The following is a 15,448-nucleotide window of genomic DNA, read 5'->3' on the forward strand; positions in this document are numbered from 1 at the left end:
GTACAATCGCAGTGATTTTTACGCGATACTTGCCAGCGACCCACTGTGCCGTATTACAGTCACCGTCAATTCGCCGCAGTTCTCCCGACTCGAGTGCCCATGAACGAACAGTTGCAACCCCTAAAGAAACAGCCGCGAGCAGGCAAGGCCGGCCGCAGCGGAACCCAGGACGATATTGTCTACGCGCATATCTTCGAGGCCATCCTCGAACAGCGCCTGGCGCCCGGCACCAAGTTGAGCGAAGAAGCGCTGGGGGAAATTTTCGGGGTCAGCCGCACCATCATTCGCCGCGCGCTGTCGCGCCTGGCCCATGAAGGCGTGGTGTTGCTGCGCCCGAATCGAGGTGCCGTGGTTGCCAGCCCGAGTGTCGAAGAGGCGCGCCAGGTGTTCATGGCCCGGCGTCTGGTGGAGCGGGCGATCACTGAGCTGGCGGTCGAGCACGCCACCGCCGAACAGATTGCCGAATTGCGGCAGATGGTCAACGACGAGCGCGACAGCTTTTCCCGTGGCGACCGCGGTGCCGGCATCCGCCTGTCGGGCGAGTTCCACCTGAAACTGGCCGAAGCGGCGAAAAACGCCCCATTGATCAGCTTCCAGCGCAGCCTGGTGTCCCAGACTTCGCTGATCATCGCCCAGTATGAAAGCGGCAACCGTTCCCATTGCTCCTACGACGAGCACACCCAGTTGATCGACGCCATTGAAAAGCGCGACGCTGAACTGGCGGTGAACCTGATGATGCATCACATGGATCACATCGACAGCAAGCTCAATCTCGATGAAGAAAGTGCATCGGATGATTTGCATGCGGTGTTTTCGCATTTGCTGCAGACCAAGAAGCCTGGGCGCTCGCCGGCAAAAATCTGAGGGACCGCGTCGCGCCTATCGCCAGCAGGCTGGCTCCCACAGGGTTTTGTGTCGAATGCAAAATTCGTGATCCCTGAAGGTCAACTGTGGGAGCCAGCCTGCTGGCGATGGCGGCAGGACAGGCAATAAAAATCCCCCGGGCTGAAAAGCGGCGGGGGATTTTTTATGCCTGAAAAAAACTTACCGCTGATGCACCAGATTCCCCGCCGCATAGGTCTGCAACACAGTCCGGTCATCCCCCAGCGTCATCAACACAAACAACGTCTCGGCAATGTTATTGGCCTGCTGCAAGCGATAACCCAGCAACGGCGTGGCGTTGTAGTCCAGCACCAGGAAGTCGGCATCGGTGCCCGGTTGCAGGTTGCCGATCTTGTCTTCCAGGCGCAGCGCACGCGCGCCGCCGAGGGTGGCCAGGTACAGCGACTTGAACGGGCTCAGGCGCGCACCTTGCAGTTGCATGACCTTGTAGGCTTCGTTGAGGGTTTGCAGCAGCGAGAAACTGGTACCGCCGCCCACGTCGGTGCCGATGCCGACATTGAGTTTGTGCTTCTCGGCCATCGGCAGGTTGAACAAACCGCTGCCGAGGAAGAAGTTCGAAGTCGGGCAGAACGAGATGGCCGAACCGGTTTCCGCCAGTCGCGCGCACTCGTCATCGCACAGGTGTACACCGTGGGCGAATACCGAGCGCTCACCGAGCAACTGGTAGTGGTCGTAGACGTCGAGGTACCCCTTGCGTTCCGGGAACAGCTCCTTGACCCACTCGATTTCCTTGAGGTTTTCGCTGATGTGGGTCTGCATGTACAGATCCGGGTATTCGGTCAGCAACTGGCCGGCCAGGGTCAGCTGTTCCGGGGTGCTGGTCGGGGCGAAGCGTGGGGTGACGGCATAGTGCAGACGGCCCTTGCCGTGCCAGCGCTCAATCAGCGCCTTGCTTTCCACATAGCTGGATTCGGCGGTGTCGGTCAGGTAGTCCGGGGCATTGCGGTCCATCATCACCTTGCCGGCGATCATGCGCAGGTCCAGCTGCTCGGCGGCTTCGAAGAACGAGTTCACCGATTGCGGATGCACGCTGCCGAACACCAGCGCGGTGGTGGTGCCGTTGCGCAGCAGTTCCTTGATGAAGATGTCCGCGACCTGGTCGGCGTGGGCCTTGTCGGCAAATTGGCTTTCACAAGGGAAGGTGTAGGTGTTGAGCCAGTCCAGCAGTTGCTCGCCATAAGCACCGACCATGCCGGTTTGCGGCAGGTGGATGTGGGTGTCGATGAATCCTGGGGTGATCAGCGCATCCTGGTAATGGGTGATCTCGATATCGGATGGCAAGCTTGGCAACAAATCACTGGCGTGGCCGAGGGCGCTGATCTTGCCGTTGTCGATCACCAACAGGCCGTCCTCGAAGTATTCGTACGAGGCTTCGATCCCGACTTCGGCGGGGTCGGCGATGCTGTGCAGGATGGCGGCGCGGTAGGCTTTGCGAGTCAGAGGCATGGTTGTTCTCTATTTATGAAGCTCATCAATTGGAGGCTTTCAATTTTGTCGCCTGACTGCGGCGAGAGGCGGGCAGCAGCTTGGCAATCGGTTCGGCGCCGGAGGTTTGCTGGCCGAAATTGGCGTTGTACGTGGCAATGATCTCGCCGGCGATGGAGATGGCGATTTCCACAGGCAATTTGCCTTTGACTTCGCCAATGCCCATCGGGCAGCGCATGCGTTGCACCACGCTGCTGTCGAAACCGCGGTCGCGCAGGCGATGTTCGAACTTCACCCGTTTGGTCTTCGAGCCGATCAGGCCGAAGTAGGCGAAATCGTTGCGCTTGAGAATCGCGGCGGTGAGTTCGAGGTCGAGCTGGTGGTTGTGGGTCATGACGATGCAGTAGCTGCCGGCGGGCAGGTCGTCGATTTCGTCCACTGGTTCTTCGCTGACGATCTTGCGCACGCCGTGGGGGACCTGGTCCGGGAATTCGTCATCGCGCGAGTCGATCCAGCGCACCCGGCAGGGCAGGCTGGCCAGCAATGGCACCAATGCGCGACCGACGTGGCCGGCGCCGAATACGGCGATCTGCGCCTGGACCTGGCCCATCGGTTCGAACAGCAGCACGGTGGCGCCGCCGCAGCACTGGCCCAGGCTGGCGCCGAGGCTGAAGCGCTCCAGATGGGTGTCCTGCTTGCCGCTGGCGAGCATCTCGCGGGCGATCTGCATGGCCTTGTATTCCAGGTGCCCGCCACCGATGGTGTCGAAGGTCTGGCGGGCGCTGACGACCATCTTCGAACCGGCGTTGCGCGGCGTCGAGCCGAGCTCTTCGATGATGGTCACCAGCACGCAGGGTTCACCCTGGTTTTGCAGGTCGGCGAGGGCGTCGATCCAGTTGTACATGTTTCACCTCAACATCTCTGTTGTCTGTCCCGGCCTCATCGCCAGCAGGCTGGCTCCCACAGTTGGAATGCATTTCCCTGTGGGAGCCAGCCTGCTGGCGATTGGCCGCGCCTCGGTATCAGAGCGAAGCCAACTCGGTTTCGGCCTCAACAGCCTTCGCCACCTTCAACTGGCGCATCTGTTCACACCCCCACAACACCCGCTCCGGCGTCGCCGGCGCGTCGATCTTCGGTTGATGTTTGTAATCACCCAGACTGGCCACGGCGTCCTTGATCGCGCACCACGCAGCGATGCCGAGCATGAACGGCGGCTCGCCCACGGCCTTGGAATGGAACACCGTGTCTTCCGGGTTCTTGCGGTTTTCCACCAGCTTCACCCGCAGGTCCAGCGGCATGTCCGCCACGGCCGGGATCTTGTAGCTGGCCGGGCCGTTGGTCATCAACTTGCCCTTGTTGTTCCACACCAGCTCTTCCATGGTCAGCCAACCCATGCCCTGGATGAAGCCGCCCTCGACCTGGCCGATGTCGATGGCCGGGTTCAGCGAGGCGCCGACGTCGTGGAGGATGTCGGTGCGCAGCATCTTGTACTCGCCGGTCAGGGTGTCGATGATCACCTCGCAGCAGGCGGCGCCGAAGGCGAAGTAATAGAACGGACGACCACGGGCCTGGCTGCGGTCGTAGTAGATTTTCGGGGTCTTGTAGAACCCGGTACTCGACAGCGACACCTGGGCGAAATACGCCTGCTGGATCAGCGCTTCGAAGGTCAGGATGTGATCGCGAACCCGTACGTGGCCGTTGTGGAATTCCACGTCTTCTTCACTGACCTTGTACTGGCGAACGGCGAATTCCACCAGGCGTTGCTTGATGGTTTCTGCCGCGTTTTGCGCAGCTTTACCGTTCAGATCAGCGCCGCTGGAAGCCGCGGTCGGTGAGGTGTTCGGCACCTTGTCGGTGTTGGTCGCCGTGATCTGCACGCGGTCCATTTCCACCTGGAACACTTCGGCCACGACCTGCGCGACCTTGGTATTCAGGCCTTGGCCCATTTCGGTGCCGCCATGGTTCAAGTGGATGCTGCCGTCGGTGTAGACGTGCACCAGGGCACCGGCCTGGTTGAGGAAGCTGGCGGTGAAGGAGATGCCGAATTTCACCGGGGTCAGGGCCAGGCCCTTTTTCAGGATCGGGCTGTTGGCGTTGTAGCGCCGGATCGCTTCGCGGCGCTCGGCGTACTGGCTACTTTCTTCCAGTTCCGCGGTCATTTCCTCGAGCATGTTGTGCTCGACGGTCTGGTAGTAGTGGGTGACGTTGCGCTCGGTCTTGCCGTAATAGTTGGCCTTGCGCACCGCCAACGGGTCGAGGGCCAGATGCCGGGCGATGGCGTCCATCACTTCTTCGATGGCGACCATGCCTTGCGGGCCGCCGAAGCCACGGTACGCGGTGTTCGAGGCGGTGTTGGTCTTGCAGCGGTGACCGTTGATGGTCGCGTCGCCCAGGTAGTACGAGTTGTCGGAGTGGAACATCGCCCGGTCGACGATCGACGCTGACAGGTCCGGCGAGCAACCGCAGTTGCCGGCCAGTTCCAGGGCAATCCCGTGCAGGCGCCCGGTGCTGTCGAAGCCTACGTCGTATTCGACGTAGAACGGGTGGCGCTTGCCGGTCATCAGCATGTCTTCGACCCGTGGCAGGCGCATCTTGGTCGGTTGGCCGGTGAGGTGCGCGATCACCGCGCACAGGCACGCCGGGCTCGCCGCTTGCGTTTCCTTGCCGCCAAAACCGCCGCCCATGCGGCGCATGTCGACGACGATCTTGTTCATCGACACGTCCAGCACTTCGGCCACCAGCTTCTGCACTTCGGTGGGGTTCTGGGTCGAGCAGTAGACGATCATGCCGCCGTCTTCGGTGGGCATCACCGAGGAAATCTGGGTTTCCAGGTAGAAGTGTTCCTGGCCTCCGATGTGCAGGGTGCCCTGGATGCGGTGCTCGGCGGTGGCCAGCGCCGTGGCCGAATCGCCGCGCTGATGGGTGTGGCTGTCGAGCACGAAATGGCGCTTGCGCAAGGCTTCGACCACGTCCAGCACCGGCTCCAGGTCTTCGTATTCGATGATCGCGGCCATCGCCGCCTTGCGTGCGGTTTCCAGGTCTTTCGCGGCAACAGCGAGCACCGGCTGGCCGACGAATTGCACGTCGTCGATCGCCAGCAGCGGGTCACCTGGCAGCAGCGGGCCGATGTCTTTCAGGCCCGGCACGTCCTCATGGGTGATGGCGATGCGCACGCCTTCGAAGGCGTAGCACGGCTGGGTGTCGATGCTGATGATCCGGGCGTGGGCGCGGTCGGACAGGCGCGCATAAACGTGCAGCTGGTTGGGAAACTCCAGGCGATCGTCGATGTACTGCGCTTCACCGGACACGTGCTTGGCGGCGCTGTCGTGCTTGACGCTGCGGCCGACACCGGTGGTCAGGTCCTTGGCGAACAGTTCAGCCAGTTCGGCCTGGGTCTTCTCTACGGCGTGATGGTTAGACATAAGCGGTCACCCGAGTCTCGATGTGCGGCGTTTGCAGTTCGATGAAGTATTTGCGCAGCAGGTTCTGCGCGCTGAGCAGGCGATATTCCTTGCTGGCGCGGAAGTCCGACAGCGGCGTGAAATCTTCCGCCAGGGCGGCGCAGGCGCGTTCCACGGTGGCGCTGTTGAAGGGCGCACCGATCAACGCGGTTTCGCAACTGTTGGCGCGCTTGGGAATGGCCGCCATGCCACCGAACGCCACGCGGGCATCGGCGATCACACCGTTTTCCAGGCGCAGGTTGAACGCCGCGCACACGGCAGAGATGTCATCGTCCAGGCGCTTGGACACCTTGTAGGCGCGAAACAGCTGTTCGACGCTGGCGCGCGGCACAATGATCTTCTCGATGAACTCGCTTTCCTGGCGCGCGGTGACGCGGTAATCGATGAAGTAGTCTTCCAGGGCCAGCGTGCGGCGGGTATCGCCTTTGCACAGGACAATCTGTGCGCCCAGGGCAATCAGCAGCGGTGGCGAGTCGCCGATGGGCGAGGCGTTGCCGATGTTGCCGCCCAGGGTGCCCTGGTTGCGGATCTGCAAGGAGGCGAAGCGCTGCAGCAGTTCGCCGAAGTCCGGGTACTCGGCCTTCAACGCTTCGTAGCAATCGGAGAGGGCGGTGGCGGCGCCGATTTCCAGGCGGTCGTCGAAGCGGTCGATGCGCTTCATCTCGGCGACGTTGCCGACGTAGATCATCACTGGCAGGGTGCGGTGGAACTGGGTCACTTCCAGCGCCAGGTCGGTGCCGCCGGCCAACAGTCGGGCCTGTGGATAAGCGTCGTAGAGGTCGGCCAGGTCGGCCACGGTCAGCGGCACCAGGCAGCGCTTGTCGCCACTGTTGAGTTCGCCGATATCGGTGGGCGCGATGGCTTTGAGCCGGGCGATGGTCTGGGCTTCATTGGCATCGAACTGATCCGGCTTTTTACCGCAGCAGGACTGCTCGGCGGCTTCCAGGATCGGCCGATAGCCGGTGCAGCGGCAGAGGTTGCCGGCCAGGGCTTCGTGGGCCTTGTGCTGATCCGGTGCATCGCTGTTCTTTTGCAGGGCAAACAACGACATCACGAAACCCGGGGTGCAGAACCCGCATTGCGAACCGTGGCACTCGACCATGGCCTTCTGCACGCTGTGCAGCTCACCCTTGTGCTTGAGGTCTTCAACGCTGATCAGTTGCTTGCCGTGCAGGGACGACACGAACGTCAGGCACGAGTTGAGGCTGCGGTAGCGAATGTGATCGCGGCCATCGTCATCGGTCTGCAACTCGCCGACGACCACGGTGCACGCGCCACAGTCACCGCTGGCGCAGCCTTCTTTGGTGCCGGGTTTGCCCACATGGTCGCGCAGATAATTGAGCACGGTCAGGTTCGGGTCCAGGGCGTGCTCGCTACGGAGTTCCTGGTTTAATAAAAACTGGATCACGGAAGGCCTCGCAGACTCATTATTGTTGTTAAGCGACATGAACCGAATTTAGCAGGTCTGACTTTCCGGTCAATGATTTTCTGACTTAAAGGTCAGGAAAATACATTTTGTCGATTAACGCCTGATTTCTTCATTATTGACCCTCGATCAACACCCTGCTTTTTGCTTGAATCGTGCCAAAACCAGCGGGCAGGCCCTGCGCCACGACGTATCAATTGCGCTACACTGCGCCGCTTGTACAAATCGAAGAGTTTGAAGGACAACCATGACGTTCAAGGCGCCGGACAGCCTCGCCGAGCAAATCGCGCATCACCTCGCCGAACGCATCATTCGCGGCGAGATGAAGCCCGGGGAGCGCATCCAGGAACAGAAGGTCACCCAGGCACTCGACGTCAGCCGCGGTTCGGTCCGCGAGGCCTTGCTGATTCTCGAGCGCCGGCACCTGATCGCCATCCTGCCGCGCCGTGGCGCCCACGTCACCGAGCTCACCGCGCACAAGGTCAAGAGCTTGTGCACGCTGATGAGCGAGATGTACATCCTGCTCGCCAACGCCGTGGCCACTGGCTGGAAAGTCCAGGCGGACCTTGCGCCATTCGTGCAGATCCAGCAGCGCCTGACGGCCAGCTTCGAACGCCAGGACATCCATACCTTCGTCGACGACAGTTTTAATGTGATGCGCGCCACGTATCCGTTCGCCAACAACCCGTACCTGCAGGAAACGGTCGAGAACCTGCAGCCGGCCATGAGCCGTGCGTATTTCCTCGCCCTGGACCAGCGCAAGGCCTCGATGAGCGAATACCTGGCGTTGTTCGAGCGCCTGCTCGCCGCCGTGATTGCCCGTGACTTTGCACAGATCCGCGAAGTGCTGACCGCCTACGGCCAGCGCAGCTGCGATCTGGTGATCTCTGCCCTGACGGACGCATAAGCGTGCGGCTAAAGTGCATCAAGCTGGCGGGGTTCAAATCCTTCGTCGACCCGACCACGGTGAACTTCCCCAGCAACATGGCGGCGGTGGTCGGGCCCAATGGTTGCGGCAAGTCGAACATCATCGACGCCGTGCGCTGGGTGATGGGCGAAAGCTCGGCGAAGAACTTGCGCGGCGAGTCGATGACCGACGTCATCTTCAACGGGTCGACCAGCCGCAAACCCGTGAGCCAGGCGAGCATCGAGCTGGTGTTCGATAACACCGACGGCACATTGCTCGGTGAATACGCCGCCTATGCGGAAATTTCCATCCGCCGCAAAGTCACCCGCGACAGCCAGACCACTTATTACCTTAACGGCACCAAATGCCGTCGCCGCGACATCACCGATATCTTTCTCGGTACCGGCCTCGGCCCGCGCAGTTACTCGATCATCGAGCAGGGGATGATCTCCAAGCTGATCGAGTCCAAACCTGAAGATCTGCGCAACTTCATCGAAGAAGCGGCGGGGATCTCCAAGTACAAGGAGCGTCGGCGCGAAACCGAAAACCGCATCCGCCGCACCCACGAAAACCTCGAGCGCCTGACCGACTTGCGCGAAGAGCTCGAGCGTCAACTCGAACGCTTGCACCGTCAGGCCGAAGCGGCCAAGAAGTATCAGGAACTCAAGGGCGAGGAGCGTCAGCTCAAGGCACAACTGTCGGCCCTGCGCTGGCAAGACCTGAACGAACAGGTCGGCCAGCGCGAAGCGATCATCGGCACCCAGGAAATCAGTTTCGAAGCCCTGGTGGCCGAACAGCGCAACGCTGACGCCAGCATCGAACGCCTGCGCGACGGCCATCACGACCTCTCCGAGCGCTTCAATCTGGTGCAGGGGCGCTTCTACTCGGTCGGTGGCGACATTGCCCGGGTCGAGCAGAGCATCCAGCACGGGCAGCAGCGTTTGCGCCAGTTGCAGGACGATTTGAAAGAAGCCGAGCGCGCGCGCCTGGAGACCGAATCGCACCTGGGCCACGACCGCACGCTGCTGCTGACCCTCGGCGAAGAACTGGACATGCTCACGCCGGAGCAGGAAGTCACCAGCGCCGCCGCCGAAGAGGCCGCCGCCGCGCTGGAAGAATCCGAAACCACCATGCACGGCTGGCAGGAGCAGTGGGACACCTTCAACCTGAGCGCTGCCGAGCCGCGGCGCCAGTCTGAAGTCCAGCAGTCGCGAATCCAGCAGCTGGAAACCAGCCTGGAGCGCCTCTCCGATCGGCAGAAACGTCTGGGCGAAGAGCGCGCTTTGCTCTCGGCGGATCCGGAAGATGCGGCGATCATGGCGCTCAGCGAGCAGCTCGCTGAATCCGAGGCGACCCTCGAGGATTTGCAGACCAGCGAAGAAGCTCAGGTCGAAAAGCTCGAGCAACTGCGCCAGCAACTGCAGCACGCGCTGACGGCACAGCAACAGGCCCAGGGCGATCTGCAACGCCTCAACGGTCGCCTGGCTTCGCTCGAAGCCTTGCAGCAAGCCGCGCTCGACCCGGGCACCGGCACCGCCGAATGGCTGCGCGAGCAGCACCTGGCAGATCGCCCGCGCCTGGCTGAAGGCCTGAAGGTCGAAGCCGGTTGGGAACTGGCGGTGGAAACCGTGCTCGGTGCCGACCTGCAAGCGGTACTGGTGGATGACTTCAACGACTTTGACCTGTCCAGCTTTGCCCAGGGCGACCTGCGCCTGCTCAGCCCGGCCAGCGATGGCCAGCGAGTGCCCGGCAGTTTGCTCGACAAGGTCGAGGCGCAGATCGATCTGTCGCCGTGGCTGGGCCAGGTCAAGCCGGTCGAGAGCCTGGAGCAAGCCCTGGCCATGCGTGGCCAGTTGGCCGCCGGCCAGAGCCTGATCAGTCGCGACGGCTATTGGGTCGGTCGGCACTTTCTGCGGGTGCGCCGTGCCAGTGAAGCGGAAAGTGGCATGCTCGCCCGTGGCCAGGAAATCCACAAACTGGGCCTTGAGCGCGAAGAGCGCGAAGCGGCGGTCGAGACCCTGGAAACCGAATTGCAAAATCTGCGGGCGCAACAGCGCCAGCAGGAAAACGGTCGCGAACACCTGCGTCGCTTGCTGCAGGACGAAGCCCGTCAGCAAGGCGAGCTAAAAGCCCAGCTGTCGGCCGGTAAAGCCAAGGCCGAGCAGTTGGCCCTGCGGCGCACGCGTCTTGACGAAGAAATCGAGGAGTTGGGCGAGCAACGCGCCCTGGAGCACGAAAATATCGGCGAAGCGCGCCTGCAATTGCAGGAAGCCCTCGACGCCATGGCCCTGGACACCGAGCAGCGCGAGCTGCTGCTGGCCCAGCGTGACAGCTTGCGCGAACGCCTTGACCGGGTGCGCCAGGAAGCCCGCCAGCACAAGGATCACGCCCATCAACTGGCGGTGCGCCTGGGCTCGCTCAAGGCCCAGCACGACTCCACGCGCCAGGCCTTGGAGCGCCTGGAGATGCAGGCCGAGCGCCTGACGGAAAAACGCGAGCAGTTGAGCCTGAACCTGGAGGAGGGCGAGGCGCCGCTGGAAGAGCTGCGCCTGAAACTCGAAGAACTGCTCGACAAGCGCATGACTGTCGACGAAGAACTCAAGACCGCACAGATCGCCCTGGAAGATGTCGACCGCGAATTGCGTGAGGCCGAGAAGCGCCGCAACCAGGCCGAACAACAGTCCCAGCTGATTCGCAGCCAGCTCGAAACCCAGCGCATGGAATGGCAAGCCCTGACCGTGCGGCGCAAGGCGCTGCAGGACCAGTTGCTCGAAGACGGCTACGACTTGCACGGCGTGCTGGCCACCCTGACTGCCGAGGCCAGCGAGAAAGCCGCCGAGGAAGAGCTCGAGCGCATTGCCGCGCGGATCCAGCGCCTGGGCGCGATCAACCTCGCGGCCATTGATGAGTACCAGCAACAATCGGAGCGAAAACGTTATCTGGACGCCCAGAACGATGATCTGGTCGAAGCCCTCGATACGCTCGAAAACGTGATTCGCAAGATCGACAAGGAAACCCGAAACCGTTTCAAAGATACCTTTGATCAGATCAATGGCGGTTTACAGGCACTTTTCCCAAAAGTTTTCGGTGGAGGCCGCGCGTATTTGGAACTGACGGGCGAAGATCTACTCGATACAGGGGTGACGATCATGGCGCAGCCACCCGGAAAGAAGAACAGCACCATCCATTTGCTCTCCGGGGGTGAAAAAGCCCTGACCGCATTGGCCCTGGTTTTTGCGATCTTCAAGTTGAACCCGGCGCCGTTCTGCATGCTCGATGAAGTGGACGCGCCATTGGATGACGCTAACGTTGGACGTTATGCGCGACTGGTCAAGGAGATGTCGCAGACGGTGCAGTTCATCTATATCACCCACAACAAGATCGCCATGGAAATGGCCGATCAACTCATGGGGGTGACGATGCACGAACCGGGTTGCTCGCGTCTGGTGGCGGTAGATGTCGAAGAGGCCATGGCGATGGTGGATGCCTGAGGCGTGGCTTTCAGGGGGGATTTTTTTACGGTGGGACTCAATTTGCCATGCCGACTTGCTGGCCAATCGACATATTCGCGGGACCAACGTGCCAGACGGTGTAAAGTTGCCTTTGGTCGTGCTAGTTTAATGTCAATTTTTCGTATACGTGGGTAAAACGCCTGTCAGAACATAGAGTTGGCGCCACGTTTTAAAGCGGTTTACAGAATGTAAGCCCCTTATTTTTCAGCATTTTTTATAGAGGCACGGGATTACATGGAAATCGGTCTGCGCGAGTGGCTGATCGTCATCGGCATTATTGTCATTGCCGGTATTCTTTTCGATGGCTGGCGCCGTATGCGCGGCGGCAAGGGAAAACTGAAATTCCGTCTTGACCGGAGCCTGTCCAACCTGCCCGAAGAGGACGCCAGCCCCGAGGTGTTGGGACCGTCTCGCGTACTGGATACGCACAAGGAACCGCAACTGGACGAGCATGACCTGCCGTCGGTGAGCATGCCGGCCCGGGACTCCCGCGATTCTGGCTCCAAGCGTGGCAAGCGTGGCCATGGCGAGCCTTCCCAGGGCGACATGAACCTCAGCCTGGACCTGGACGGCGGCCCGAGCTTCAGCAGCCGTGACGACGATTTCCCGGATGACACCAAGCCCGCGCCATCGGTCAGCGACAAGGAACAGCCGCAAGCCGAAGAAGTGCTGGTCATCAGCGTGATCTGCCGCGATCCTGCCGGCTTCAAAGGCCCGGCGCTGCTGCAGAACATTCTCGAAAGCGGCCTGCGTTTTGGCGAAATGGATATTTTCCACCGTCACGAAAGCATGGCGGGCAATGGCGAAGTGCTGTTCTCCATGGCCAACGCGGTCAAGCCTGGCGTCTTCGACCTGGATGACATCGACCACTTCAGCACCCCGGCAGTGAGCTTCTTCCTCGGCCTGCCAGGCCCGCGTCATCCCAAGCAAGCCTTCGACGTGATGGTGGCGGCGGCACGTAAATTGTCGCAAGAACTGAACGGCGAACTGAAGGACGACCAGCGCAGCGTACTGACCGCCCAGACGATCGAGCACTACCGTCAGCGCATCGTTGAATTCGAACGTCGCGCACTGACCCAAAAACGTTAAAACCAGCAGTGTGTGGCGACTTCCACACCCTGTAGGAGCCCGGCTTGCCGGCGAAGGCGATTTCAAATACGCCTTCGCCGGCAAGCCGGACTCCTACAATGATTTGTACAGCATCAACAAATTGAGCAGCCTCGGCTGCTCTTTTGCTTTATGAGAGACCACCCATGACTGCCGCCCAAGACCGCATTCTAGAGCTACGCGCCGAGCTGGATCTGCACAACTATCGCTACCACGTGCTGGACGAGCCGAGCATCCCGGACGCCGAGTACGACCGGTTGTTCAACGAGCTCAAGGCCCTCGAAGCGGCCAATCCCGACCTGGTCACCCGCGACTCGCCCACCCAGCGGGTCGGCAGCGCAGCACTGTCGGCGTTCACCCAGGTGCGCCACGAAGTGCCGATGCTCAGCCTGGGCAACGCCTTCGAAGAAACCGACATGCGCGAGTTCGACCGTCGGGTGACCGAAGGCCTGGACCTGCCGGCCGGTGATCTGTTCGGTGCTGGCGCGGCGGTGCAATACAGCTGCGAACCCAAGCTCGATGGCCTGGCGGTCAGCCTGCTTTATCAGGACGGCATGCTGGTGCGCGGTGCCACCCGCGGCGACGGCACCACCGGTGAAGACATCAGCGTCAATGTGCGCACCGTGCGCAATATCCCGCTCAAGCTACATGGCAGCGGCTGGCCGGCGACCCTGGAAGTGCGCGGCGAAGTGTTCATGTCCAAGGCCGGTTTCGAACGGCTCAATGCCTCGCAACTGGAAGTCGGCGGCAAGACCTTCGCCAACCCGCGCAACGCCGCGGCCGGCAGCTTGCGCCAGCTGGACTCGAAGATTACCGCCAACCGTCCGCTGGAGTTCTGCTGCTACGGCATCGGCCAGGTGTCGGCGGACATCGCCGATACCCACATTGGCAACCTGCAGCAGCTCAAGGCCTGGGGCATGCCCATCAGCCACGAGCTGAAACTGGCGAACGGCATCGATGAATGCCTGGATTACTACCGCGACATCGGCGAGCGCCGCAACGCGCTGCCCTATGAAATCGACGGCGTGGTATTCAAGGTCAACAGCATCGCCTCCCAGCGGGAACTGGGCTTCCGCGCCCGCGAACCGCGCTGGGCCATCGCCCATAAATTCCCGGCCATGGAAGAACTCACCGAGTTGCTCGACGTCGAGTTCCAGGTCGGTCGCACCGGCGCGGTGACGCCGGTGGCGCGCTTGAAGCCGGTCAAGGTCGCCGGTGTCACCGTGGCTAACGCAACGTTGCACAACATGGACGAAGTGGCCCGCCTGGGCCTGATGATCGGCGACACGGTGATCATCCGCCGCGCCGGCGACGTGATTCCGCAAGTGGTGCAGGTAGTCACCGAGCGCCGCCCGGAAAACGCCCGGCCGGTACAGATTCCAGAGCAATGCCCGGTGTGCGGCTCCCACGTCGAACGCACGCAACTGGTCAAGCGCAGCAAGGGCCGCGAGACCGTCAGCGAAGGCGCGGTGTATCGCTGCGTCGGGCGCCTGGCCTGTGGTGCGCAACTCAAGCAGGCGATCATTCATTTCGTCTCGCGCCGGGCCATGGACATCGAAGGCCTCGGTGACAAGAGCGTCGAACAACTGGTCGATGAAGGCCTGGTGAGTTCGCCGGCCGACCTGTACGCCTTGAAGTTCGAAGACATCGTCGACCTGGAAGGCTTTGCCGAACTGTCGACCAACAAGCTGCTCAGCGCCATCGCCGACAGCAAGAAGCCGAGCCTGGCACGCTTCATCTACGCGCTGGGGATTCCCGATGTCGGCGAAGAGACGGCCAAGGTGCTGGCGCGTTCCCTGGGTTCGCTGGAGCGGGTGCAGCAGGCCTTGCCGCAAGTACTGACCTACTTGCCGGACGTCGGCCTGGAAGTGGCCCACGAAATTCACAGCTTCTTCGAGGACGCGCACAACCAGCAGGTGATTGACGAACTGCTCAAGCACGGCTTGCAGATTCAGGACCAGGGCGAGCTGGGCGCCGAGTTTGCCGCCAGCACCACCCTGGGCGGTTTCCTCGACAAGCTGCACATCCCTTCGGTAGGGCCGGGCGGGGCGCAGAAGCTGGCTGAAAAGTTCGGTTCGCTGCAAGCGGTGATCAGTGCCGATTGGCTGGACATGCGTCAGGCATTGCCCGAGAAGCAGGCCAACTCGGTTCGCGAGTTTTTCGCCGTCGAGGCTAATCGTCAACTGGCCGAGGCCGCCGAGAAGCAACTGGCCGATTTCGGCATGCATTGGCAGAGCGAGAAGAAAGTCGTCGAAGGCCTGCCGCTGGCCGGCCAGACCTGGGTGCTCACCGGTTCGCTGGAATTGATGAGCCGCGATGTGGCCAAGGACAAACTCGAAAGCCTCGGTGCCAAAGTGGCCGGCTCGGTATCGGCCAAGACCCATTGCGTAGTCGCAGGGCCGGGGGCGGGGTCGAAGTTGACCAAGGCCAATGAGCTGGGGCTGAAGGTGCTGGACGAAGAGGCGTTCGTCGAGTTCCTGAGCAAGCACGGCATAACCGTGTAACGCCATTCGCCGGCAAGCCAGCTCCTACAGAACCACGCAATCCTGTAGGAGCTGGCTTGCCAGCGAAGACGGCAGCAGCCCCACCAAAAAAGCGGATGATCCACCACCATCCCTCTGTAGGAGCTGGCTTGCCAGCAATGGCGATCTCACCTCACCACAAGAAACCGGGAACGATCACCCCCCCGCCATGATCTAGTCTTGGC

Annotated in this window: 9 protein-coding genes; 5 read left to right on the forward strand and 4 right to left on the reverse strand. The window is 61.7% G+C overall.

What is annotated here, in order from left to right; genetic code table 11:
• Positions 1 to 99 precede the first annotated feature (99 nt).
• Positions 100 to 864: a GntR family transcriptional regulator gene (locus ACYP2Q_RS16215; RefSeq protein WP_459731365.1), complete on the forward strand. Its 765-nt coding sequence runs from the start codon at positions 100 to 102 to the stop codon at positions 862 to 864.
• A gap of 180 nt (positions 865 to 1,044) precedes the next feature.
• Here ACYP2Q_RS16215 and guaD read toward each other — a convergent pair whose 3' ends face one another.
• The 4 genes from guaD to xdhA form a co-directional block, all read right to left on the reverse strand.
• Positions 1,045 to 2,349, reverse strand: coding sequence for a guanine deaminase (gene guaD / locus ACYP2Q_RS16220; protein WP_459731366.1), 1,305 nt, complete (start codon positions 2,347 to 2,349; stop codon positions 1,045 to 1,047).
• Positions 2,350 to 2,374: 25 nt separating this feature from the next.
• Complete coding sequence (xdhC, locus tag ACYP2Q_RS16225; RefSeq protein ID WP_459731367.1) at positions 2,375 to 3,232, reverse strand: xanthine dehydrogenase accessory protein XdhC; 858 nt, start codon at positions 3,230 to 3,232, stop codon at positions 2,375 to 2,377.
• 118 nt (positions 3,233 to 3,350) lie between these two features.
• The gene (gene xdhB, locus ACYP2Q_RS16230; protein ID WP_459731368.1) at positions 3,351 to 5,750 is read right to left on the reverse strand and encodes a xanthine dehydrogenase molybdopterin binding subunit; all 2,400 of its coding nucleotides are present in this window, start codon (positions 5,748 to 5,750) and stop codon (positions 3,351 to 3,353) included.
• Positions 5,743 to 7,197 carry a xanthine dehydrogenase small subunit gene (gene xdhA / locus ACYP2Q_RS16235; RefSeq protein WP_459731369.1) on the reverse strand — a complete coding sequence of 485 codons (1,455 nt, stop codon included), beginning with the start codon at positions 7,195 to 7,197 and terminating at the stop codon, positions 5,743 to 5,745. Before xdhA ends, xdhB begins: the two co-directional genes overlap by 8 nt.
• 265 nt (positions 7,198 to 7,462) lie before the next feature.
• Between xdhA and ACYP2Q_RS16240 the strand changes: the two genes are divergently transcribed.
• The 4 genes from ACYP2Q_RS16240 to ligA all read left to right on the forward strand — a co-directional run bounded on the left by ACYP2Q_RS16240 (position 7,463) and on the right by ligA (position 15,245).
• Positions 7,463 to 8,122 carry a GntR family transcriptional regulator gene (locus tag ACYP2Q_RS16240; protein ID WP_459731370.1) on the forward strand — a complete coding sequence of 220 codons (660 nt, stop codon included), beginning with the start codon at positions 7,463 to 7,465 and terminating at the stop codon, positions 8,120 to 8,122.
• Between the two features lie 2 nt (positions 8,123 to 8,124).
• The gene (smc, locus tag ACYP2Q_RS16245; protein WP_459731371.1) at positions 8,125 to 11,613 is read left to right on the forward strand and encodes a chromosome segregation protein SMC; all 3,489 of its coding nucleotides are present in this window, start codon (positions 8,125 to 8,127) and stop codon (positions 11,611 to 11,613) included.
• A gap of 255 nt (positions 11,614 to 11,868) precedes the next feature.
• Complete coding sequence (gene zipA, locus ACYP2Q_RS16250) at positions 11,869 to 12,723, forward strand: cell division protein ZipA (RefSeq protein WP_459731372.1); 855 nt, start codon at positions 11,869 to 11,871, stop codon at positions 12,721 to 12,723.
• 164 nt (positions 12,724 to 12,887) lie between these two features.
• A complete protein-coding gene (gene ligA, locus ACYP2Q_RS16255; RefSeq protein WP_459731373.1) occupies positions 12,888 to 15,245 on the forward strand; it encodes an NAD-dependent DNA ligase LigA in 2,358 nt (785 codons plus the stop codon).
• Positions 15,246 to 15,448: the final 203 nt, after the last annotated feature.

It is taken from the genome of Pseudomonas sp. MHK4 (assembly GCF_054600775.1).